The sequence below is a fragment of the Paenibacillus tuaregi genome (assembly GCF_900086655.1).
Taxonomy (GTDB): Bacteria; Bacillota; Bacilli; order Paenibacillales; family Paenibacillaceae; genus Fontibacillus; species Fontibacillus tuaregi.
In genome coordinates, this window is record NZ_LT575476.1 from 5148640 (window position 1) to 5170207 (window position 21568).

Annotated in this window: 21 protein-coding genes and 1 riboswitch; of the genes, 5 read left to right on the top strand and 16 right to left on the bottom strand. The window is 49.4% G+C overall.

Annotation, left to right across the window (positions count from 1 at the left end; genetic code table 11):
- Window positions 1–319: 319 nt before the first annotated feature.
- Window positions 320–478: a hypothetical protein gene (locus BN6628_RS23095; RefSeq protein ID WP_157692503.1), complete on the bottom strand. Its 159-nt coding sequence runs from the start codon at window positions 476–478 to the stop codon at window positions 320–322.
- Between the two features lie 203 nt (window positions 479–681).
- Window positions 682–1689 (bottom strand): LacI family DNA-binding transcriptional regulator, encoded by a 1008-nt coding sequence (locus tag BN6628_RS23100; protein WP_068620984.1) that lies wholly within the window; start codon window positions 1687–1689, stop codon window positions 682–684.
- Window positions 1690–2183: 494 nt separating this feature from the next.
- On the opposite strand from BN6628_RS23100, the gene BN6628_RS23105 reads away from it, so the two are divergent.
- Window positions 2184–3512 (top strand): glycosyltransferase family protein, encoded by a 1329-nt coding sequence (locus BN6628_RS23105; RefSeq protein ID WP_068620986.1) that lies wholly within the window; start codon window positions 2184–2186, stop codon window positions 3510–3512.
- A 114-nt stretch (window positions 3513–3626) separates the two neighbouring features.
- Here the strand turns inward: BN6628_RS23105 and BN6628_RS23110 are convergent, their stop codons facing one another.
- Window positions 3627–3830, bottom strand: a complete 204-nt coding sequence (locus tag BN6628_RS23110) for a cold-shock protein (RefSeq protein ID WP_068620988.1) — start codon at window positions 3828–3830, stop codon at window positions 3627–3629.
- Between the two features lie 196 nt (window positions 3831–4026).
- The gene (gene infC, locus BN6628_RS23115; RefSeq protein ID WP_068620990.1) at window positions 4027–4500 is read right to left on the bottom strand and encodes a translation initiation factor IF-3; all 474 of its coding nucleotides are present in this window, start codon (window positions 4498–4500) and stop codon (window positions 4027–4029) included.
- A gap of 79 nt (window positions 4501–4579) precedes the next feature.
- On the opposite strand from infC, the gene BN6628_RS23120 reads away from it, so the two are divergent.
- A complete protein-coding gene (locus BN6628_RS23120) occupies window positions 4580–4891 on the top strand; it encodes a hypothetical protein (protein ID WP_068620992.1) in 312 nt (103 codons plus the stop codon).
- A gap of 1 nt (window position 4892) precedes the next feature.
- Here the strand turns inward: BN6628_RS23120 and BN6628_RS23125 are convergent, their stop codons facing one another.
- The 4 genes from BN6628_RS23125 to BN6628_RS23140 all read right to left on the bottom strand — a co-directional run bounded on the left by BN6628_RS23125 (window position 4893) and on the right by BN6628_RS23140 (window position 9180).
- Entirely contained in the window at window positions 4893–6857 is a 1965-nt protein-coding gene (locus BN6628_RS23125) for a GTP-binding protein (protein ID WP_068620994.1), read from the bottom strand.
- 19 nt (window positions 6858–6876) lie between these two features.
- Entirely contained in the window at window positions 6877–7353 is a 477-nt protein-coding gene (locus BN6628_RS23130; RefSeq protein ID WP_068620996.1) for a hypothetical protein, read from the bottom strand.
- A 150-nt stretch (window positions 7354–7503) separates the two neighbouring features.
- Window positions 7504–8685, bottom strand: coding sequence for an NAD(P)/FAD-dependent oxidoreductase (locus BN6628_RS23135; protein WP_068620998.1), 1182 nt, complete (start codon window positions 8683–8685; stop codon window positions 7504–7506).
- Between the two features lie 36 nt (window positions 8686–8721).
- Window positions 8722–9180 (bottom strand): DUF1641 domain-containing protein, encoded by a 459-nt coding sequence (locus tag BN6628_RS23140; RefSeq protein ID WP_068621000.1) that lies wholly within the window; start codon window positions 9178–9180, stop codon window positions 8722–8724.
- Between the two features lie 391 nt (window positions 9181–9571).
- Between BN6628_RS23140 and BN6628_RS26240 the strand changes: the two genes are divergently transcribed.
- Window positions 9572–9736, top strand: coding sequence for a hypothetical protein (locus tag BN6628_RS26240; protein WP_157692505.1), 165 nt, complete (start codon window positions 9572–9574; stop codon window positions 9734–9736).
- Window positions 9737–9896: 160 nt separating this feature from the next.
- Here the strand turns inward: BN6628_RS26240 and BN6628_RS23145 are convergent, their stop codons facing one another.
- Both BN6628_RS23145 and BN6628_RS23150 read right to left on the bottom strand, forming a co-directional pair.
- A complete protein-coding gene (locus tag BN6628_RS23145) occupies window positions 9897–10253 on the bottom strand; it encodes a hypothetical protein (protein ID WP_068621002.1) in 357 nt (118 codons plus the stop codon).
- A 47-nt stretch (window positions 10254–10300) separates the two neighbouring features.
- The gene (locus BN6628_RS23150; RefSeq protein WP_082927033.1) at window positions 10301–11290 is read right to left on the bottom strand and encodes a ketoacyl-ACP synthase III; all 990 of its coding nucleotides are present in this window, start codon (window positions 11288–11290) and stop codon (window positions 10301–10303) included.
- A gap of 113 nt (window positions 11291–11403) precedes the next feature.
- Window positions 11404–11486, bottom strand: a riboswitch (cyclic di-GMP riboswitch).
- 200 nt (window positions 11487–11686) lie between these two features.
- Here BN6628_RS23150 and BN6628_RS23155 point away from each other — a divergent pair.
- A complete protein-coding gene (locus tag BN6628_RS23155; protein WP_068621005.1) occupies window positions 11687–12406 on the top strand; it encodes a 3-ketoacyl-ACP reductase in 720 nt (239 codons plus the stop codon).
- Window positions 12407–12507: 101 nt separating this feature from the next.
- Here the strand turns inward: BN6628_RS23155 and BN6628_RS23160 are convergent, their stop codons facing one another.
- On the bottom strand, window positions 12508–14877 hold the full coding sequence (locus tag BN6628_RS23160) for a PEP/pyruvate-binding domain-containing protein (protein WP_068621007.1): 2370 nt from the start codon (window positions 14875–14877) through the stop codon (window positions 12508–12510).
- A gap of 338 nt (window positions 14878–15215) precedes the next feature.
- Window positions 15216–15425: a DUF378 domain-containing protein gene (locus BN6628_RS23165; protein WP_068621009.1), complete on the bottom strand. Its 210-nt coding sequence runs from the start codon at window positions 15423–15425 to the stop codon at window positions 15216–15218.
- Between the two features lie 118 nt (window positions 15426–15543).
- Here BN6628_RS23165 and BN6628_RS23170 point away from each other — a divergent pair, with 118 nt between their 5' ends.
- On the top strand, window positions 15544–16050 hold the full coding sequence (locus tag BN6628_RS23170) for a cupin domain-containing protein (protein ID WP_068621011.1): 507 nt from the start codon (window positions 15544–15546) through the stop codon (window positions 16048–16050).
- Between the two features lie 772 nt (window positions 16051–16822).
- Here the strand turns inward: BN6628_RS23170 and BN6628_RS23175 are convergent.
- The 4 genes from BN6628_RS23175 to BN6628_RS23190 form a co-directional block, all read right to left on the bottom strand.
- Window positions 16823–18331 carry an MDR family MFS transporter gene (locus tag BN6628_RS23175; RefSeq protein WP_068621013.1) on the bottom strand — a complete coding sequence of 503 codons (1509 nt, stop codon included), beginning with the start codon at window positions 18329–18331 and terminating at the stop codon, window positions 16823–16825.
- Window positions 18332–18502: 171 nt separating this feature from the next.
- Window positions 18503–19003 (bottom strand): hypothetical protein, encoded by a 501-nt coding sequence (locus BN6628_RS23180; RefSeq protein WP_068621015.1) that lies wholly within the window; start codon window positions 19001–19003, stop codon window positions 18503–18505.
- 234 nt (window positions 19004–19237) lie between these two features.
- A complete protein-coding gene (locus BN6628_RS23185) occupies window positions 19238–19945 on the bottom strand; it encodes a Na-translocating system protein MpsC family protein (protein WP_068621017.1) in 708 nt (235 codons plus the stop codon).
- Between the two features lie 356 nt (window positions 19946–20301).
- On the bottom strand, window positions 20302–21231 hold the full coding sequence (locus BN6628_RS23190; RefSeq protein WP_068621019.1) for an NAD-dependent epimerase/dehydratase family protein: 930 nt from the start codon (window positions 21229–21231) through the stop codon (window positions 20302–20304).
- Window positions 21232–21568 lie beyond the last annotated feature (337 nt).

Genomic DNA, 21568 nt, shown 5'->3' on the forward strand with positions numbered 1-21568 from the left:
AGAATCATTTCACACTCTTGCCTATGGGCGAGTCCAAGTTCAACTTATAGTTTCTGGGTTCACTTAACAATTGCTGTGTACTCGAATAAGCACTTTGTTTAGGATTGCGAATCGTTTTCATTCATTAAAGATCATTATTTACAGTGAATTATATAAATTAATTTCCGCCAAAATTGAAACGTTTCACCAAAAATGCATGAAAGCCCTCATCCTCCAAAACCAGAGGAGAAGACACACCCGATTTTCTCCGTTAACTAAAAGCCATTCCAGCTTGAATGCCCCATACCCATCCATGGAAATCCCAGCCGCGAAGGTGTCCTTACGCAGCCCGGAGACAGGAAACATGAAATATATCCTGAACAGGCGCAGGGAGCTCTTCACTCACATAAGTAAAATATGCGGCTCCCTGCTTCATATCCGTGTAATAGCTCCGATGAACCACCGGAAGCACCAGGGGCGAACCCGTCAGCTTCAGCATAACGCTCAACCTGGGACTGCCGGGTCCACCCGGACTGATCTCCGCCAAGCCCATACAGCAAGTACAGTATGCCGGCAGCTTTCCCCTCGTCTCTCCCTCAGCGGTGATTCAAGCGGCAGTATGACATAAAATCCTGTTGATGCCCCCAGCGTCTGCGGATAGGCTTGTGTCTGGATAAAGACCCCGATCAGCAACCCCGCTGTTTAAATTTCGGATTTAACGCCTAACTTCCGGACTGATTCACGCTCAACCATCTCAATCATCAGCTTGTAGGAGTCGTTCACCTCTCCCCCGTCCAACATCTGAAAGAGGAGATGTCCTGCCAGAGAACCGGCCTCATGCTTCGGCTGGCGGACTGTAGTCAACGAAGGCCGCACATACTCGGCCAGCTGGATATCATCAAAGCCGATTACCGAAACGTCATTGGGTACCGATACCCCCGCCTCCTCGAAGGCCTTAAAGCCGCCAAGTGCCATCTCATCGTTGGCATAGAATACTGCCGAAGGCAGCTCCCCCTGCATGATCATCATCTTGGTGGCGCTGTATCCACCCTCCCGCACAAAGTTCCCGCTCAGCCGCCACTTGGCCTTCTCTTCCAGACCCGCCTCGTGCATTGCCCGTAGATAACCCTGATAGCGGAGCGCGTTATCACTTGAATTGGACGGGCCGCTGATATATGCAATCGTGCGGTGCCCCGCATCGATCAAATAACGGGTGGCGGTGTATCCCCCCTGTTCACTGTCCACGCGAACGTTGATCAACCCATCGCCCGACAGCCCCCGGTCCATTACCACAATCGGGAACCGCTCCCCGGCGGATTCCAAAAGAATTTCATCCGTAATGTTGTGAGCCAGAACCACAGCTCCATCCACCCTGCGCTCCCGCAGGAACCGGACGGCCGTTGAATCCTTGCCGCCCATGGAACTGCAGGCAATCAGATCATACCCGTTAGCAAGGGCCACGTCTTGAATGCTGCGGATCAGTTCCGAATAATAAGGTCCGGACAAATCAGTCAGAATAAGCGCTATTGTGTTAGTGCGGCTTCGCTTTAAATCCATGGCAAAACCGTTCTTGCGATAATTCAGCTGCCGGGCGGCTTCGAGCACCTTTGTCCTTGTCTTCTCCGCCACCTTGGTATCTCCGTTCAGCGCATACGAGGCCGTTGAGAGAGCAACCCCCGCCAGTTTAGCCACGTCCTTAATCGTTGCCATTTACATGTCCCGCCCTTCTTACTTCATTCCACAATTAGTATAACCTTCAATAATATGCTTTTGGAAGAATAAAAAGATACTTATAATCAGAAATATCGAAACGTTTCGATTTTTAGTAAAAATAAACTTTACTACCTCTGCTCATTATAACCCTTCAGATTTCCTTAAAAAGCTTGTCCTCTGCCGTCTTAATGTCAATCCCTTGTGTATTGCTAAGAATTAGTAGAATAATTGATTCTTATGGATTTAAGGCCGTTTTAGGAATTGAAACGTTTCAATACCCACATTATAATCTCCTTTGATAGCGATTTCAAATAGTTTTTTTATCTTTCACTCCGCACACACCTTCCGCCCCCTGTCCCATCTCAACTCTATCCGGGTACAAAATCTTTTTGCGGATAGAGTGTAACTAAATCACCTCTGTCACCGTGTGTGTTAAAGATTATGCATCATTTCAATGTATTGAATACTTAATCTTTAAAGGGGCTTTATATATGGATTTCCGGAAGACCTATGCTTTTGCGCGCTTACACCGCAGCGCGTTACTTCTTGCGTTCTTGTTCTTGGCTGCTGTATTTCTTCGGTACGCCTATGTATTCCTGGCAGGAAGCCCTAACTTCCTCGGGGGTGATGGCCAGAGATATTACACTATGGTCCAACAGATCATCACGCAACATATCTACGGTTATGGAAGCGAGACCTCCAATTCCCGGGTTACACCGGGATTCCCTGTTTACGCCTCCACTGTTCTTGCCATTTTCTCAATGAATCTCAACGCATTCAAATGGGTCCAGATCCTGCTTGGAGCAGCCACAATTTTCCCGCTTTACGCTTTCTTACGCTCTGTCCCTGCAGCTCGTCCGTGGCTAACCTGGTCCGCCTGTGCCTTTATGGTGATATATCCTCCATTTATCTATATGACAGGCTTATTTTACACGGAAACGTTGTTCTTCTTCCTGCTCGTGAGCTTCTTCGCTTCCTGGCAGATTATGTGGCGCAGCGGTTCTGTTCGGTGTATGATCTTAAGCGCGGTGCTTCTTAGCTTCGCTATACTAACCCGCCCTGTGATGACGCCCGTACTTCTAATCGCGATCGTGTTCTTAGCCTGCAATCAGGCTAAACGCCGGTTGTTAGTTCCCTTGCTGCTTACTGTCTTCCTATGCTTTCTGCCCTGGGTTCTCAGGAACTGGCTGGTTCTGCACGAATTCACTCTGCTTGCCAAGGACAGTGGCAACGCGCTTCTGGCCGGAGCCTATCCCTACTTCTATAAAGACGTTGATTACAATGAACTGGAACACAAATTCGGCAATGACCAGACCCGTTACGGAATCTATCTGATCTTGAACGGCTTCCGGGACCACTTCTTGTCCTATTTCAAATGGTTCACCTACGGCAAGCTGAAATACCTGTTCAAGGAAATGTGGTTCCACAATAGGGAGTACTTCCCTGTCCTTCAGGTCAAAATCTCAGCCGCTCTTCACTACTTGATCATTGCTATCTCTCTGGTCAGCATTCCTTATGGGCTGATCCGCAAACAGTTTCTTGCCTGGGCTATTGCCGGAATGCTTGCTTTCCAGCTCTTATTTATCCCCACTTCAAGATATGGGACGCCATTTATCCTCCTGATGCTCATGCTCATCTGCTCATCCGGCATCCCCCTTAAGCGGTGGCAGTTAAGAAGAGCTTCATCCACCCAGGAGCCTGCAGCTGGCAGAACCGGCAGCACCAGCAGCATCGGCAACACCGGTAGCACCAACAGCACCGGTAACATCGGCAGCACCGGCAACACCAGCAGCACCGGCAGTGAACAATCATCCGTATAAGGGCCCTACTCGCCCGAGATGTAAGAGGTCTCTTCTCTGCTTAAATGAAATTATAAGCACAAAAAAACATCCCCTAACCAATATGGTCAGGGGATGTTTCGCTGTAATGATTTATTACAGTTTTACAACGTTCTCAGCTTGTGGTCCACGGTTGCCTTGAACTACGTTGAACTCAACGCGTTGGCCTTCGTCCAAAGTTTTGAAGCCTTCACCAGTGATTGCGGAGAAGTGTACGAATACATCGTCGCCACCTTCAACTTCGATGAAACCGAAACCTTTGTCTGCGTTGAACCATTTAACTGTACCTTGTTGTGCCATGTGTATTACCTCCAATAATTTATTTAACATGTTTCTTTTTATTCTTTTGAGAAAATAAAAAATTCACACATTGTAAAAGGTTCATACCTTAGAATGATAACCCTTTACAATGTGTAAATGAGGTTAGCGCTTCACAATTAACCTCATTATAGCTTATCCATTTTTAAAAAGCAAATAGCTGACAAAAATAAACATCCTACAGCGGATCGAGCTGCACCTCTGCTTGCTTACCGCTTACATGAATACCTGACTTGGGCCGTGCCACAGGCTTCAGATCACGGACCAGATCTTCAAGCAGCGACTTGGCCTGAGCCCCTTCCTTCCCGCTGATTTTCACCACGAGCCGGACCACATCGCCCGCCTTCAGCATTCGCTCCGCCTGCTGCTTCTTCGTCTCGTAGTCATGATCTTCTATGCGGGGAGTCAGCCGGATTTCCTTCAGCTTGGGAGGCTGGCTGGATTTCCGCTTCTGATCGGCTTCTTTTCTGGCGTTTCCGGCAGATACAAGACGGCATGGGGGCGGGCTGCTCATAAGGGAGTCACATACCAGATCCACCTTCAGCCGTTTCGCCATCGCCAGCGCCTCGGACGCCGCCACAATACCCAAATCTTCACCATCTAGTCCTGTGAGCCTGACTTCCGCGGCCTTGATCTTCTCATTCAGAATCATTGTGATCCCACCTGACCTTTCGCTATAATATACGGTACTATCTATATGAATGAGTAACTGAAATAAAGGAGCTGCACATATGAACCGCAAAGAGCTTGAAGAACAAATCATCGAGAATTACAGACAGGACGAGCAGATGATGATTCTCGTATTTGCCCAGTGGTGTGTAAATCACGATCTCGACCCCGCCGAGCTGTACACCAGAGCTTATCCACAGCAGGCGGCCAATGCCGCTCTACAGCAGGGGATAGATCTGACCGTTCCGAAGGAGGAAGCGGGAGATATCCCCCATGATACCCTGCTTAGTGTGCTGTCCTTATTCGGCAACGAAGACCTTGCCTTTGTCGTAACTGAGGAAATCGCCAAGCTGGATGCCAAGAGCAAAAAGTAATTTATAATGCCTTCCGCACACTAAGAATATACCTCGACTGATCCAGCGGATTGACACCGCGCCGCTGCCGCTCTGCATGGATATCCGGCGGGCATTCCTCGTAGCCCAGGAAGGAGGTTGCGATCGTCCCCCGGCCCTTGGTCAATGAGCTTAAGGCCACAGGGTACTCGAGCGACTCGGCCAAAGGGAGCTTGCCTTCAATGGTCATACGGACATCCTGAAGTTCAGGAGCTTCGAACGTGCCCCTCATTAGGGTGAGGTCATTCATCACACGCCCTCCAAACTCTTCGGGTACGACAATGCGGAACTTCAGCACCGGCTCCAGCAGCCGGGTGCCTGCTGCGGCTAGGCCATTCATCAGGCCCATTGGCGTAGCCACCGCGAAATCCAGCGGATGGGTATGCCATACATGATGCTGGCCTTCCACCAGCGTCACCTTCAGATCCGTCACCTCCCAGCCATACAGCCCCTGCTGGAGCGCTTCAGGCACCCTCCGCGCAACCTCGTTCTGATACTGGGCCAGCAAGTCTTCTGTTCGGACAGTCGAAGCATATCGGGTACCGCTGCCCCTTTCTCCCGGTTCTATGAGGAAGCGAAGCACTGCCCAGCAAGGCTTAGGCATCGTGTTGGCGATATAACCCTCGGCTGCCTGGCTGGGGGTTTCCTTATAGATCACGGAAGGCGGGCTGAATCTGGCCTTCAGACCGAAACGTGAATCCAGCAGACTCGTCAGCATCTCCAGCTGGATTAGCCCCATAATCTTCAGATGAAGCTCGCGCTCCTCCTGAAGCCACTGAACATCTAGCAGAGGATCTTCCTCAGACAGCTCCCTGAGCGCTTGAACCATCCGCGGGTAATCCTGCTCATTCTCCCACTGTGCCTGTACCGTAAGCAGCGGAACAGCAAGCCGGGCTTCCTCAGGAATCGCATCCGGTGACCCGAGAATGTCCCCGATCTGCACCTGGGTCAAGCCGCACACAGCCGCGATATCGCCGGCTTCAAGCACACCGGTGTCTTCGGAGCGCCCGCCTTCCACCCGGCGGATCTGCGTAACCTTCTCTTCCACCTGTCTGGTCACATTACGGATGACATCCCGGTTGCGGATCGTACCTTCGTATAAGCGGACAAAGGCCATCTTCCCCGCCGACTTGCCCTGTTCAATCTTGAACACAACCCCGGAGGGCGGTGCTTCAGGGTCCCCTCCCGGCCCGGGCAAGTAATCGGTGATCGCATCCATGAGCCCGGGGATTCCGATTCCTTTACTTGATGCACCAAAAAGCACCGGATAAACTTCTCCAATCCGGCTCAGCAACTGGGCCTGTCTCTTCCATTCGGAGAGCGATACACTCTCCCCATCCAAATACCGTTCCAGAAGTTGCTCATCCGCCTCAGCTATAGATTCAATGAGTTCCCGCTGCTTCTCCCCAGCCGTCCCCTCACTCCATAGATCAGCTGCTCCTTGAAATTCCCCGCCGCTGCCAGACAAGGACTGCATAACCACAAGCCGGGTAGACAGCTGCGTGCGAATCTCCGCAAGCACCCGCCCCGCATCCGCGCCGACCCGGTCCATCTTGTTCACATACAGCAGCGTGGGGATCTTCAGCCTGCGCAGCGCGTTCCAGATCAGCTCCGTCTGGGCCTGAACGCCCTCGACCGCCGAAATAATAAGTACCGCTCCGTCCATTACCCGAAGAGAACGTTCGACTTCGGACAAGAAATCTACGTGCCCTGGCGTGTCCACGAGATTCACCCGCACATCGTTCCATACGTAAGACGTGGTTGCTGCACGGACAGAGATGCCCCTCTCCCGCTCCATATCCAGCCAATCGGTCACGGTTGTTCCTGAATCCACGCTTCCCAAACTGCGGATGCGGCCGCTTGCAAAGAGGATGTGCTCCGTTGTTGTTGTTTTACCAGCATCAACATGGGCAAAAACCCCCACATTCCGCCGTTCCAAGGATGGCATACTCACTTTAGCTCCGTCCTCAATCTCTTTCCACTAAATATTTATTGGTCATATAATGGGCATCGCCCTTGTTGGTCTTGACTGGAGGCTTCTTCTTATCCAGAAACACAATTTCTTTACACTTGGTACAATACCATTTCGTCCGGAAGTAAGGGGATTCTGTTGTATACGTTGTACCACATTTGCAATCAATATGAATATAAACTGAATTCTTCTTAAACTCTTCAGACAGCCGGTTATACACCACTTCCTGCTGCTTCGGAAGAACAACCTCCCGGTAGCTTGAGAATACATTTTGTACTTTGAAATCAGCGACAAGCTCCGGGTTCAGTCCGAAGAATTCCTTGCCAATCTCCGTAACAAACCGGGTATTGCTCCGGTAGCTTTCCAACCACTCGCCAATCTGAGAAGCAGAGAGCGGTACCGTTCCCTTAATTCCGCTGTTTAGTGTATAGGTCATCATATGTAAAGTCTCATCTTGTTTATTGGAATACATGAGTTAACCTCCTTACTATTACACACTAATGTACCATTAAGTAAGGTCTAAACAAAGTCCGTTTATGTTGGAAAAATCATACTGTGGGCATCCCTTATACAAAAAAGAAGAACACGCAGGACCGTGTTCTTCCTCTGAGCTTATTTCAAATTAGTATGCCAGGGCAAACAATCCGTGGATGTGGCCCAGGTAACGAATGTTACTTGCTTCCTTCATCAAGGATGCAGGAGTTCCCTTCAAGCGGGTTTGGTTCGCTCCAAGCATGGCGATTCCGTCTTTACGGCCAAGGCTTCCCAGCGTACCGGAGAATACCGGATTGAACGGCTCAAACGGAGCGCCCTTGATCATGGCAGACAGATTGTAACCGATCGTCTCACCCATCTGCCATGCCAGTTGGGCAGTTGGCGGATAAGGACGTGCGCCTTCGCTAGGAATTACAACCGCACTGTCTCCCGCGATGAATACATCTTTGTGGGAAGTGGATTGCAGAGATTCCGTTACAGAAGCACGGCCGCGGTTAACTTCGATACCACAGTTCGCAACCACGGAGTTACCTTGAACGCCGCCAGTCCATATCAAAGTGGAAGTATCGATGGAACGTCCATCCTTCAGGATAACGGAAGTTGGCTTCATTTCAGTGATCGGCACGCCGGTCACAAATTCAACGCCACGCTTCTCAAGACTGGTTGTAGCACGCTCAACCAGCTCTGGCGGGAATCCAGCCAGAATCGATGGACCTGCTTCCACACAGTAGAGGGAGATCTCGTTGAAGTCGATGCCTTTTTGACGGCACATTTCCGGAAGCTCATCCGCAAATTCACCAACAAGCTCAACGCCGGTAAGTCCGCCGCCGCCGATAACAAACGTAGCATCCGCCTTGTTCTTGGACTGCTTGTAGGCGTTCAATCTCTCTTCAACATGAGCACGGATGCGGTTGGCATCGTCTACGGATTTCAGCGTGAAGCTGTATTCCTGAAGACCCGGGATACCGAAGAAAGCTGTTTCACTTCCCAGGGCAATAACCAGCGCATCATATCTTAAAGTGTTTCCATTGCCGAGCACAACCTGCTTATCGTCCGGCTTAATAGTCTGAACTGTATCAATCACCAAGTTCACGTTCTTGCCTTTCAGCAGTTTATCTAGTGGAAGTGCAACGGCCTTCTCGTGAAGGTTCCCGGCAGCAAGGCGGTGAAGTTCGGTAATAATCTGGTGGGTAGGGTAACGGTTAACAACGGTAATATTGGCCTCATTCGCATCCAGGTACTTACGTGCAGTCAATGCGCTCAGCAATCCGCCGTAGCCGCCGCCCAGAATCAAAATTTGCTTCGACATATCCATCCTCCGTTCTGAATTGTGTTTATTCTGAAATTAACGTTGTCCTTTTTGACGCTCACTCAGCGTATCCAAGAAAGCTTGAGTGAAACGCAGCGATTTCTGTACATTCGGATCTTTCAGGATTTTGAGCAGGCCAAATACACCGATAGTCGAGTTATCGGCTTGTGCACGGTCATTTGCTTCAATCGCTGCAGCAGCGACACCTTTAACCTTGCTTACTACCGGAGTGGCAAACTCGGAGAATCCATGTTTAAGATCGTTCACGAATACTGGATCTTTAGCGATGCTTTGAGCGAAATCATAAGCTGTTGTCAGGGCGCCCATCATCTCAGTGAGCTTTGGTAGCTGGTCAACCAGCACCAGAAGGGATTGCTGAACCTCCGGCTTCATAAGCTGATCGAGCAGCTCTTTACCAGCTTCAGAAGATACCGCTTGAGAAGCAACTGCCTCTTCAGCAGCTGATGTCTCTTGTTGATTAGAAGTTTGTGACATTTGGAACTTCCTCCTTTACGTTGAATTATACAGCGCAAACTAGGGTCTGGATCAGATCCACACACTAGGTTCAACTGTATAGCAGTCCGTTATTTAATAAATACCTGAAATAACTTTCCTATAACACCAGACCGCTTCATTAGCCTGGGTAATAGATAAGCAATCCTGTCTTAACGTTCTTGTAGAAGCTTCAAACAGGCCGAAACGGAACTCTATACTCTTATATTACACCTTTTATCCAAGAACTGAAAAAGAATTTTTAAAAATAGGTGAAAATTTGCACATCATGCTACAATTTGTTCATAATAATCAAAGATTTATGTGATAAATCGGGCTTGATTCACAGCAATCGCCATTGAGCGACATTTTAGGTAAAGGAGACACAAATACGATGAAACAAGAGATTATTCTCCGTTTTCTTCTCGCACTTGTCCTGTTCACCCTGGTCCCTTTTCTCCAGGAGTACCGGTGGATTGGAACCCTGTTCACTGTCGCGGGCATCTACTTGGTGGCTACAGGCGCCTCCCGGCTAATCCAAAAACGTCCTAAGAAATAACCGGAATCCTGACCCTAAAGTTCTTTAAGCTCTAGGTTCCCCTGTTCCACAAAACCTATGCGTGCCTTACAATCTTTATTCGGGCTGCATAACAATAAACGACCTGCTCGGGCAGAGCAGGCCGCAACAACCATGGACGGTAGCCGCCCTAGGCTCGGGATTAATTGTGGCTGTATGCCTCTTCCAGCGAATCCACGAAGATTCCTGTGTAAGCAATGGTTTCTGCCAGCTTATGCATCTGGTTCTTCGCTACCACGGAAGATGGGTTGACCATCATGATTTTCTTAAATCCGTTGGACATATACAGCTTGAAGCAGCCCTCCAGTACAGGTAGCATGTCCTGTTTGGATACGGCCAGGTTCGTTGAGTCAATAATCAGGGTGTATTCTGCCGGATTAATCGAGTTAATGTGCTCATTGTATTCTTTTAGAAAAGCCTCAGCCTCATCCGGTTTCATAAATCCACTTACAGTAATTGCCAACGCCTTTTCCGCCTGCTTCTTCTCAAATACAAACATCCTATGGTCCCTCCAAATGGTTAATATTTCTCTCAATACCTATATCGTTATAATTGATATAAAAGTGAAGACATCGTATAGCCAATCCCGACAGAACACAGAACTACCTTATCTCCTGCGGAAACCCGGCCTGTTCTCAGCGCATCTTCAAGGGCAAAGATAGGGCTGGTAACTCCCGTGTACCCGTAGCGGTCACCCACAAAGGTGTACTTATCCAATCCGATATGCATCTTCTCCAGCGTCTCCTCGATCTCCGGCCGTGAGAATTGGGAGAAGATCCAGTGATCGACATCCGTGGCCAGCATTCCGTTACGCCCCAGGAGCAGAGTGATCAGACTCTTCCACTCGTCCGAGAAGTAACTCACATCATGTGGATCGAACCGCAGCCGCTTGTCTGCTTCCGCCACTCCGTCACGGAACATCGCCGACATGCCAGCCGCCGGGAACATAACGGTATTCCCAAGCTTGGAATCCGTCTTGTAATTGGCATCAATAAACCCGCCTGGAAGCTCCGTCTTCTCCAGAATCACGGCCGCCGCCCCATCGGAAAAGTTAGGGTAGACGATTGTATCATCCTTCCGGGCGATGTTGCTGACGTGAACACTACCTATAATTAGAGCACGCTTAATATACCGGTTCCCAATCAAATGATGCCGGACTTGATCCATCGCGGTCAGCATCCCGATACAGTTCGTATTCAAATCGTATACGATATGTGCGTTCACCGCGCCGATCTCACGATGAATCAGCAGTGCATTGCTGGGATAGGTGTACTCCGGGGTATCCGAAACAAATACCACCATGTCCAGTTCCTCAGCGGAGACCTTGGATTCAGCCAGCAGCTTCTTCGCAACAGTCACTCCCATGGAAAGGGAGTTCTCTTCCTCGGTGCTTACCAGATAACGGGTCTTTCTCCCAAGATGATTCATCAACCCTTCCGCTTCAAGACCCAGCTTGTCAAAATGCTCAACGAAATAGGCATTATCATATGCCTGGGCCGGATGATAGGTGGCTATCCCTTTGATATGAACCTGCACGACATTATTCCTCCTTGTTATTTTTCAATGAACCCTCCACTTATCTCCAGACAAAAAGGCCTACTCCAAAAGAGTAGACCCGAGGCTTGATAGACCTAGTTTTCATCCTCTTCTCTGGTAACCGGCTGTCATGGCATACTGCTTTAGACCCTTGGCTTTGCGTCCTTGCCTTTCAGCAAGTTTGCCTTTTTCATTTAAGAGAGCTTTAAGACCTGCTTTTCAGCTATTATTATAGTTCTATTTTCCTGATGTGTAAATAAAAGCTAGACTAGATTCATGAAATTTTCAAAGTATGCTAATACTTTATTTCTTAGTGCTAAAGTGTAAAAATTCCGTCAATAGGGGTATTATTATGGGGTATACATTACATATAGAGAACAGATAGGAGTGATGAATGTGGAATTGAAAAATAAAAATGCGTTAATCACGGGTGCTGGCAAGGGAATCGGCCGGGCAGTGGCTGAAGCTCTGGCCAAGGAAGGGGTCCATCTTGGATTGATCTCCCGCACTGAGGCCGATCTCAGCAGCCTCGCGGAGGAACTGCAGGGGAAATACGGAGTCAAGGTCAGCATTGCACCTGCTGACATCTCGAACGCGGAAGAGGCACAGCGCGCGGCAGCCAAGATCAAGCAGGAGCTGGGAGACGTAAATATCCTGATCAACAATGCGGGAATCGCCAAGTTCGGGACCTTTGTGGAGATGGACCCTGAGGAATGGAAGCGAATCCTTGACGTGAACCTGATGGGGACCTACAACGTCACCCGCGCTATCCTGCCGGATCTGATCGCCCAGAACAGCGGAGATATTATTAATGTGGCCTCCACTGCCGGGGAACGCGGCTTCGCAACCGGGTCGGCCTACTGCGCATCCAAGTTTGCGGTCATGGGATTAACTGAAGCTCTTGCTCTGGAAGTGCGCAAGCATAACATCCGTGTCACCGCGCTTACGCCGAGCACGGTCAATACGGATCTAGCCGTGAACGCCGGCCTCAAGATCGGCGACGAGGACCGGATGATGCAGCCTGAGGATGTGGCTGATCTCACCTTAGCGGCCCTGAAGCTTCCTCCGCGCGTCTTCCTGAAGACAGCCGGAATCTGGACAACGAATCCGCAGTAAACAACCTGGTCAGAGGGGGCTCCTAGCCCCCTTTTCTCACACCATCGCGCGATCTTCCCGGATAGCCGCTGCACCCAACTCATCGTTAAAGCGCCCTCACTTTAGGATGGAGGGCAGATTTGTATTATGCCCTGCCCGCCATCCACAATAATCCGGTCTCCTGTCTTCAGTCTGGTGGTTGCATTTCCACATCCAACTACAGCGGGGATGCCCAGCTCCCTGGCCACAATGGCAGCATGGGACAGCGGCGCGCCAATATCGGTAATGATTGCCGAAGCTTTAGGGAAAAGCGTTGTCCATCCTACGTTAGTTGTGGAGGTTACCAGAATTTCACCTGGCTTAAGCTGATCCCCGTCTTCTGGTTGTGTCAGAACGCGCACCTTTCCTTCAATCCTGCCTGCGGCACCGGCAAAGCCCTTAAGCGTCTCCGATTCCGGCGAAATGCGCATAGGCTCCATTGGATTGAAGTAGTCCATTCTGCGGTTCGGTTCTTCCGCCCATTTGAATGGATCGAATCTGCCGCGGATGATGGATGGCAGGGGCGGCAAGGCCTGATACTTCGCATAGGTTACTTTTCTGGCATTAATATGCTGCTTAGCTTCCAATTCGCCACCCTCAAGCCAGCTCAGCACCTCATCCAGGTAGAGGAAGAATACATCATCAGCTATCCCGGCTAATTCGCCCGCTTTGAGGGCAAAAGCCCGATTGACCCTGAACCCCCGGGTCCATTCCGAACGCGCGGCTTCCCGGACCTGCGGACCCTCTAGTACTCTTTCTACTTGCCGTTTAAACCGTTTTTTTTCACCAGGGAACAGCTGCTCGAATCTATTCCATGCTTCTTCATACTGTACACGCTGCTTATCCAGTAGCTCCTCCACGTTAATCGGTGAATCCTCTATGTCCTTAATCTGTTTCTCCAGCAAATCCCGGCTCTCTCCCGGAGAAGGAATGGACAGCTCATGCTCATGAGGACCGCGGTGCCCGTATTTGACTAAATACTCTCGGCGGCTCATGTCCCCCCGGATTACTCTGGAGATTCCAATCACCGGACCCAGGCTTTCTAATTGAGCATTCCCACCTACATTAGACAGGAGTAGATTTGCTTCTTCTGAGCCAACCAGCCTGCTCAGCTTTTCCTTTAACTTGACGTATTTCTGCATTTTTTGACTTGTCCCCTCAAAGGCGGCCCACACCCCCTTCACATTTCTAGGCCAGAGATCCTGTCTCCAAATGCGGAGCAGTTCCTCCTTGGTCTTCACTTTGTGGATGCGGTCAATGATTTTCGCACATTCCTCTGGACTGTCCTTCAAATACTGGCTCATGCCTTTAACCGCCTCACGGGTTCGCTTCGAACTATAAAGTATTCTTGGCACCAAGGCTTTGATAATACTCCATTTGGAGAAAGGATACACAGGAATGCCGATCCCTTCAGGCAGCTTCCCAAATACATTGCTCATTTTCGCTAAAATTGAACGGGAATTGAAACCCAGTGCTTGGAATGCGGATACAGGAAGGCTGATGTTAGAGTACACTCGCCCGCATATATTCCCCGACATTAAGTAGTGACCCGGAACAACCTGCTGCTCCTCATCGAGCGCCCTGATGACAGACCAGCTAAAAGGAGTGAATACATCGGGTATGGATTCTCCCACATTTGTATTGGTCCACAGAAAATCCCCTGTAAGCGAATCGTTCCACTCAAACTTATCCCGGTTTCCTGGACTAAAAGTCGTAACTGGCCGTGCCTGGAGCAGGTACACCCTGCCTTTTGAGATTGCCCATTCCAGATCCTGCGGACCTCCCAGCTCTTTCTCTAGTCTAAGCGCATAACGATACAGCTTCATTGCATGCTTCCTAAATACCCCTGCACCGCTGTACTTTCCTTTAGGCCTTGTTAATGTAAAAGAATGGGCATTGGCTTCACCTGACACGAGCTGCTCTCCCAATCCAAATACATAATTGCCGGTCATTACTACGCGGCTGCCTGTTATAGGATCAGCGGTAAATAGTACCCCCGAGATCTCGGGGACAACCATCAACTGAACGACAATCGCAATTTCGTGGGATTGTTCCATTCCTTGTACGGAACTATATACCCGGACTCTCTCTGCATACTTCGATCTGTATACCGTGTAAAGGGCTTCTCTGATTTCTTCATCCGTCTTCATATTTAAGACGGTATCAAATTCCCCGGCAAAAGAAGCAGCCTCCGAATCTTCACTTAATCCCGATGATCGTACCGCAAATTGGGCCCCATTGAACGAATGCCGAATTTTATTAACACGAGTTGCGATTTCCTTCCAGGCCCCCTCGTTCAACTGTCCCTCTTCGAAAGCGGATGGCAGAATGACAAATCCTTCCGGAACAGGATATCCGCCCTGATACATCCTCGCAAGCATGGTCCCTTTGCCCCCTGCGAAAGCAAACATGGAAGGAGTCAATTCATTAAAGCCGAGCACCGTATCTAACATCTAAATCACCTCTATCGGATTTAAAAGTCTCTGCCCTGATCATGAATGTAAAATTATTGCGCTAATTATGACATCAACTCTCTTTTGACACTATATATCAATTTTTATTTTGCATCAACTTTTTTGTTGCTTGACGGTTTGCAATATGAAATGCGGCAGATAAGACCATTCCCGGGAAACTTCGTGTAAAATGGAGTTAGTCAGGCTGGGCGCACATAACTAAACAAGAGCCGCTGTGAGAGCGGCTCTTGTCCCAAATATCGATATGCAATTCGCGAAACAGACTGGAACATTTTTATGACACTTCCGGCGGCTGGCCGGAAGTGGACATAGCTGGATTAAGCTCTTTCACGGTCGCTGACACCCGCAATAAACTTGATGGAGTAAAGGGCACATAGACCTACGATCACATAAACGACGCGTGAGATCGCAGAGTTCTGCCCGCCGAACAGCCCGGCAACCAGGTCATACTGAAACAATCCCACAAGCAGCCAGTTAAGCCCGCCGATAATCAGCAGAACAAGAGCGACCACATCCAAGGTTTTCATGTTTGAGCCTCCATTCCTATAATATTTGCGAAACAAATCTCCTCATCCTGTATCTTATCCGTAACCCTTGCATCCTAACCGCTGTAAGAGCCAAAAAGGCAGAAAGGAGATCCATCCAATGACAAATTCTAAAGTGATTTCCCTGATCTTTACCGATGATGGCCTGATTCCGAATAACCCGAATCTCCCCGTAATTCTGTACCGGGGTGCATTACTGGATAAACCGGAAGAGGCAGAATCGCTGTTCAACCAGAACGGCTGGCTGAACAGCTGGACGAATGGGGTATTCAGCTATCATCATTACCACAGCAATTCCCATGAGGTTCTTGGTGTCATTTCCGGCTCAGCACAGCTGCAGCTGGGTGGGGAACAGGGCCAAGCCTTCCAGCTGCAGGCCGGGGACGTCGTCCTTCTTCCCGCAGGAACCGGGCATAAGAAGCTGGCCGCAAGCCCCGACTTCCGGATTGTGGGTGCCTACCCGGACGGCATGGATTACAATACCCGCAGGGCCACACCCGAAGAGCGTGAAGCAGCTCTTAAGGAGATTAGCCGGGTTCCCGTACCGGATACCGACCCTGTCTACGGACGGGAAGGTCCTCTGCATGAACTATGGAAGAACAAGTGAAATTAAATGGGGGAACCGTTGGCAGGGCCCTTATTCATCCTAGGACACCCTCAGCGGCTGGAGGGATGCTTAAGTTTGTAATGCTATATAAAATGAACTTATGAAGGTTACCCTATTCGGGCGCTGCGATGCCAAGTGTTCTTTAAGGCCCCGGTTGTCCCCGAAATGCTTGAACTAGATATCAGTGGGGCATTTCGGAGACAAAGGCGGACGCTCCGCTTCTTCAGAATCACTCGGGATCGAAGCTGAGATCGGTTAAGTCTAAAGTTCATTTTATATAGTCGTAATATAGTGCTAAAAACTAAGGGCTCCCCCGTCATCATTTCCGATGAATTACAGGGTAGCCCTTAGTTACGTATTGTGAATCAAGATTCTTTAAAAAAAGCAAACATTGCAAGGATCAACCCGAGAAAAATACTGAAAGATCCGCCAAATTGAAAAAGAAACTCATAGCCCTGAGCGGCAAAATCCGATACAAACAGGGCGATTCCAAACAAGGTGCACTGGAAGCTAAACAAGAAAATTTTAATTGAGCTTCTAGGAAATAAAATATACAGCATATACGCCACGAGGAATGCAAGAATAAAAGAAACAAGAAAAAAACCTAGTAATGAAGTGATACCGGCAGCCTCCCTTGTACTTTGATACAGGCCTAGAATCCATCTGAACCTCTATACATAGAACAGCATCAGCTCTGTAGTAGTTTAATCAAAGTAAAAGAGCAACAGTACCGTTTGACCTTCTTCAGTATCACTGAAGGCTGCCTTACAGCTTAGTTATGCATGACGTTTACAGAGTGCTCTTCCTTAGTTGTCAGCACTTCTCTTCTCATGAACCAGCAAATCACGAAAGCTGCAACCGCAAAACACAGCCCGATCGTAAATATGCCCTGAAAGGATTGGGAGAACACCTCCTGAGTTTGCCTTACTACGCCCTCTGTCAGCCCTGGCGGGATTTTGCCGGTCTCGATCACGGGAGCCGCCCCGGCAGGAATTCCTCCAATTCCAGCGATCCCTTGATGGATATTTCTGGCCAGCAGGCTTCCAAAAATACTAAAGCCAAGCGTCATGCCCAGGGACTGTATCAGCTGGACGGTGGACAGCGCCACCCCACTGTGTTCTTTTTCCACCGATTCCTGAACAATCAGATTATCTCCCCCGAACAGCGCCCCTAGTCCAACTCCCAGAATGAAGAAGCTGGACACAACATAAATAACTGTGGAACTTACACCTATACGGGTCAGCAGGAAGAAACCGAGGATTGGGAAGATAAAAGAGACGATGAAGATCGTACGATAAGGAATCTTCGTAATGATGAAACCCACCCCGATACTGGTTGGCACTGCCCCGGCCATGAACGCCAGCATCATATAACCCGATTCAGTAGGGGTAAGGCCCATCACGTTTTGAGCGAAGAAGGGAAATGCGCCCATTCCCCCCATAACCCCCAGCATCGTCGTAAATACCAGCAGCGAGAGCACGACCACCGGCCGGTTCTTGAACAGGCTGAGTGGGATAATTGGGTCTTCCGCCCGCCGTTCAATCCGGATGAACAGCAGAATCATCAGTGCGGAAACGGCCAATAGGCCGATAACTACCGGGGAGCCCCACGAATATCCTTGGGTATCCACCAGCACAGGCGCCAGCAGGACGGACAATATCGCGAGCAGAAGCGAGACCGCACCGGCCAGGTCAATCGGCCTCTTCTCTTCGCTTCCACGTGATTCCCGCATACCGAGATAGACAATCACTGCGGCGGCAAGACCGACCGGGATGTTAATCAGGAAGATCCAATGCCAGCTGATATGGCTCACGAAGTAACCGCCCATAAGCGGCCCAACCAGCTGCGGCAGTATCATCAAAGGCCCAACTAGGCTTTGAATCTTCGCTCTCTGTTCAAGCGGATAGGTGTCACCGAGAATCACCAAGGCAAGCGGCATCAATCCGCCAGCTCCAATACCTTGAATTCCTCTCCCGATCAGAAGCACCTCCATGGAATGGGCCATCCCGCTAACGACGGAACCAGTCATGAATAAAGCCATGCAGCTGAGGTACACTTTCTTGCGGCCATGGATATCGGCCAGCTTGCCGATAATCGGCATGAACATGGTGATTGCCAGCATATATACCCCGGCTACCCATCCATAGAGCGACAGCCCATCCAGATCACGGATAATTGTAGGCATCGCGGTTGAAACCACAGTCTCATCAAGCTCTGAGAAGATCAAGCCTAACAATAGGCCGGTTAGTACCAGCGCTTTATTATTTGTTGTTGTCGTCATAACACACCTCTCTCCCTTTAAAAGAAACTAAGTTGCCTCTACTGTACGAGGCTCTCTGGATTGACGAACCCCATCATAGAGCACAAATTTAAACTGAGTATGAACTGCTGATACCATACAAAAAAAACCGCCCCGATACGGAGCGGCCTTCTGCGTTCAACTTTAATTCTTTTATGGAATGAACTGCTGAACGATCTTCACAACTTGACCATTCTTAATCGTGATATGGTACGGAAACTCCCTGACGTCCATCAGCTTCGTATTCCGATAGATGGATTTGAACTTATTCAAGGAGACCTTCTCGTTCCATTTCAGGTCGATATCCTCCATTTTGCCTGTTCGGTCGTAGATTTGCATCATGACCTTCGCATCTGAAGCGACCTGATAGCTGACAGTACGTTTGCTGTCATTGGTAATATAATACCCGTCAGGCGCTCCGCCAATTTCTTTGAAGGCTTCAGGCTCCCGCTCTTTGAACTTGCGGTCAGCCTCCTTCCCAACGTACCATCCAATCGGATCAACCGTGATCCGAACGTGGCCGTCTGATGTTTTCATTTGCTTGATATATACGGTCCTCGTCTGTGTCTTAACTGCATTCTGTGCTGCTCCTGCTGCGGTTGCTGTACCGGACGTACTGAATACGGAAACTACGACGAAGCTGAATACTGCCATGATTATTGCTGCTGTTCTCTTCACGATGCATCCCTGCCTGTTTCATAAGTAGTTAAGAAGTTAAAAATGAGCTGGAATGAGAGCGGCGCTGTGATGGTTCGAATTATATATACTCTTCAATAACCAAATTAGCGCGTTTCAAACGCCCCATGGGACTCTTTTTCTTAATTATATACAGAGCATGCCGCAAATGAATCACAATATCGTTACAGAGAATCACCAATTTGTAATCTTTTATGAGCGGGGTGGATGGGTCGTAATGACAGTGATGCTGCGATCCCGCGCGTAATCCCAATCTATGAAACAATCAGCAATACTGCGGCTGAGAACACTGCTGATTACGGTACTGTCCTTTATGTAGCCCTTCTCTAGTCTTCTCTTCACATCCCCCAGCAGATCTCCAAGCTCCATCCGGATCAATTCCTTCTCAAGCTCTCCCAGAATGCCACTTCGGACCACAAGCCATGTTCTGGGATTAATCTCGTAAGAGCTGATCTCCGCTGGTTCCTGCTGAATCCGGCCGCTGATCCGCATGAGTTCACGTTCAATCTCAAGTCGTCCCCGGTATGCCCTTACCGCAGGGTCGCCGCACTCCAGAATGTTAGGAAAAAGAGCAACAAGCATGCCGCTTCGGCTCTCATAATCCCAATCGTACAGAATCTCTTCTGGATAGTCCTGCAGAACATCCCCTAGATAACTCTTCAGCTCTGGAATGATCTGCCGCATCATCCGGCTTCGTATCTGACGAATCATGAGTTCCTGATTCTGCTGCAGCAGTACCCGTTCTGTTGGAATCAGGAAATTTTTCAGGTAAATCGTAATGAACTTGTGGTTAATCGAGACAATAACGGACTCCGGGCCTTTCCCGAAATGATCCCGGAACATCTTCCCCGTAAAACTTGCTATTAGCTGATGCAGCTGCTGACCATGTAGTTGATCCATCGATGCCCGACCCGCACGTTCAGCCTTCTCCCGCCCTGCCTAGTGCAGCGGCCTTTGAGGGCCCCGAAGCGAGTCTTTCTATCCCTCCCTTACCAACATAAAAAGGCCTAACATCCCTATTGAAAGAGAGGTTAGGCCATGAAATTGACTTTTATCCTAAGATAGATTCATTCATTTACCTGACATTATAAAATTAATCCTTGAAACATAGAACTCTTAGCAAAAACCAGGAAACAGCGAGCATTGATACTACTCTTGAATCACTACTAACTCATACCCACAGTCTCTTCTATCTTAGCACATCCCGGCCGAAAGAAAAACGTCTATTAGAACTATTTCATATTACCGGGCTGCTGCTATAATACCGCTGACTTTTGGAGGGAATAATCGTGCAGCGTCTCCCGCAGGCCGTCCGCCATTGAGTAGACGGGCTCCCAGCGGAGATTAGCTCTGGCTTTATCATTGCTCAGCAGGCTGTGCACAATGTCCCCCTCCTTGGACTCCTGATAGTCAGGGCTCATATGAAGTCCGTTCAGATCACACAGAAGGGTGAACAGCTCCTGAATTGTCATCGGCTCTCCGCTGCTGATATTCATCGTCTCACCGGAAGCATTCCGGAGCGCCGCGACGTTGGCTGCGGCTACGTCTTTGACATAGATGAAGTCTCTGGAATGGCCTCCATCCCCATAGATAGAAGGCCTTAGGCCGTCAAGCATCCGGGTGATGAAGGAAGCCACCACAGCCCCCTCCCCCTTAATAGTCTGCCCCGGGCCATACACGTTGGCATAACGCAGAATGGAGTAGTCCAGTCCGAACTGTTTGGAGAACGAACGGATATACATCTCCGATACAAGCTTGGAGACGCCGTAAAAAGAGAGAGGAGCCACCTCATGCTCTTCATGAATAGGGAGAACGGCTGGATTTCCGTATACGGCAGCGGAAGAGGAGAATACAAACTTGCGGACTTGAAAGTTAACACACTGCCGTAGGAGGTTAACAGTACCCATAATATTATGCTGTGCATCCAGAGAAGGGTCCTGAATCGAGCGCTGCACGCTGACCTGACCCGCCAAATGGATCACACCCTCAGGACGCTCGGCATCCATAACCTGCGCAAGCTTTTCCGAGCCAATATCCATCTGGTAGAAGGTTACCCCGCTGTGGTAGAAAGACCTTATCCCCCCGTCCAGGTGGTCAATCACCACAACCTGATGCCGGTCCTCCAATAGTTTCTCTACAGTATGCCTTCCAATAAAACCTGCTCCACCTGTTACCACGATTTTCATTGAATCTACTCTCCTATTCATATAGGTCCCTGACGGATGAAACCCGGATTAAAGCAGGCTCCCCAGGCCTTCACCCGTGCAATTCGATTCAATTTATGAATGCCGCAATGAAAATATGACTGAAATAATGATTCAAAGCTTCGCGGCAGGTTTAACGTTCATTCGGTTATATAAAATGAACACATATAAAGGTTACCCTTTTGGGGCGCTGCCATGCCGAGTGTTCTTTAAGGCCCCGGTTGTCCCCGAAATCCTTGAATTAGATATCCAAGTAGGGGCATTTCGGAGACAAAGGTGGACGCTCCGCTTCTTCAGAATCACTCGTCCTCTCCGCTAA

What these genes read in the sequence shown, in the direction of transcription:
- BN6628_RS23095 (WP_157692503.1), bottom strand. Translation starts at nt 478, where the DNA reads ATGCTGAAGCTGACGGGTTCGCCCCTGGTGCTTCCGGTGGTTCATCGG.
- BN6628_RS23100 (WP_068620984.1), bottom strand. Translation starts at nt 1,689, where the DNA reads ATGGCAACGATTAAGGACGTGGCTAAACTGGCGGGGGTTGCTCTCTCA.
- BN6628_RS23105 (WP_068620986.1), top strand. Translation starts at nt 2,184, where the DNA reads ATGGATTTCCGGAAGACCTATGCTTTTGCGCGCTTACACCGCAGCGCG.
- BN6628_RS23110 (WP_068620988.1), bottom strand. Translation starts at nt 3,830, where the DNA reads ATGGCACAACAAGGTACAGTTAAATGGTTCAACGCAGACAAAGGTTTC.
- infC (WP_068620990.1), bottom strand. Translation starts at nt 4,500, where the DNA reads ATGATTCTGAATGAGAAGATCAAGGCCGCGGAAGTCAGGCTCACAGGA.
- BN6628_RS23120 (WP_068620992.1), top strand. Translation starts at nt 4,580, where the DNA reads ATGAACCGCAAAGAGCTTGAAGAACAAATCATCGAGAATTACAGACAG.
- BN6628_RS23125 (WP_068620994.1), bottom strand. Translation starts at nt 6,857, where the DNA reads ATGCCATCCTTGGAACGGCGGAATGTGGGGGTTTTTGCCCATGTTGAT.
- BN6628_RS23130 (WP_068620996.1), bottom strand. Translation starts at nt 7,353, where the DNA reads ATGTATTCCAATAAACAAGATGAGACTTTACATATGATGACCTATACA.
- BN6628_RS23135 (WP_068620998.1), bottom strand. Translation starts at nt 8,685, where the DNA reads ATGTCGAAGCAAATTTTGATTCTGGGCGGCGGCTACGGCGGATTGCTG.
- BN6628_RS23140 (WP_068621000.1), bottom strand. Translation starts at nt 9,180, where the DNA reads ATGTCACAAACTTCTAATCAACAAGAGACATCAGCTGCTGAAGAGGCA.
- BN6628_RS26240 (WP_157692505.1), top strand. Translation starts at nt 9,572, where the DNA reads ATGAAACAAGAGATTATTCTCCGTTTTCTTCTCGCACTTGTCCTGTTC.
- BN6628_RS23145 (WP_068621002.1), bottom strand. Translation starts at nt 10,253, where the DNA reads ATGTTTGTATTTGAGAAGAAGCAGGCGGAAAAGGCGTTGGCAATTACT.
- BN6628_RS23160 (WP_068621007.1), bottom strand. Translation starts at nt 14,877, where the DNA reads ATGTTAGATACGGTGCTCGGCTTTAATGAATTGACTCCTTCCATGTTT.
- BN6628_RS23165 (WP_068621009.1), bottom strand. Translation starts at nt 15,425, where the DNA reads ATGAAAACCTTGGATGTGGTCGCTCTTGTTCTGCTGATTATCGGCGGG.
- BN6628_RS23170 (WP_068621011.1), top strand. Translation starts at nt 15,544, where the DNA reads ATGACAAATTCTAAAGTGATTTCCCTGATCTTTACCGATGATGGCCTG.
- BN6628_RS23175 (WP_068621013.1), bottom strand. Translation starts at nt 18,331, where the DNA reads ATGACGACAACAACAAATAATAAAGCGCTGGTACTAACCGGCCTATTG.
- BN6628_RS23180 (WP_068621015.1), bottom strand. Translation starts at nt 19,003, where the DNA reads ATGGCAGTATTCAGCTTCGTCGTAGTTTCCGTATTCAGTACGTCCGGT.
- BN6628_RS23185 (WP_068621017.1), bottom strand. Translation starts at nt 19,945, where the DNA reads ATGGATCAACTACATGGTCAGCAGCTGCATCAGCTAATAGCAAGTTTT.
- BN6628_RS23190 (WP_068621019.1), bottom strand. Translation starts at nt 21,231, where the DNA reads ATGAAAATCGTGGTAACAGGTGGAGCAGGTTTTATTGGAAGGCATACT.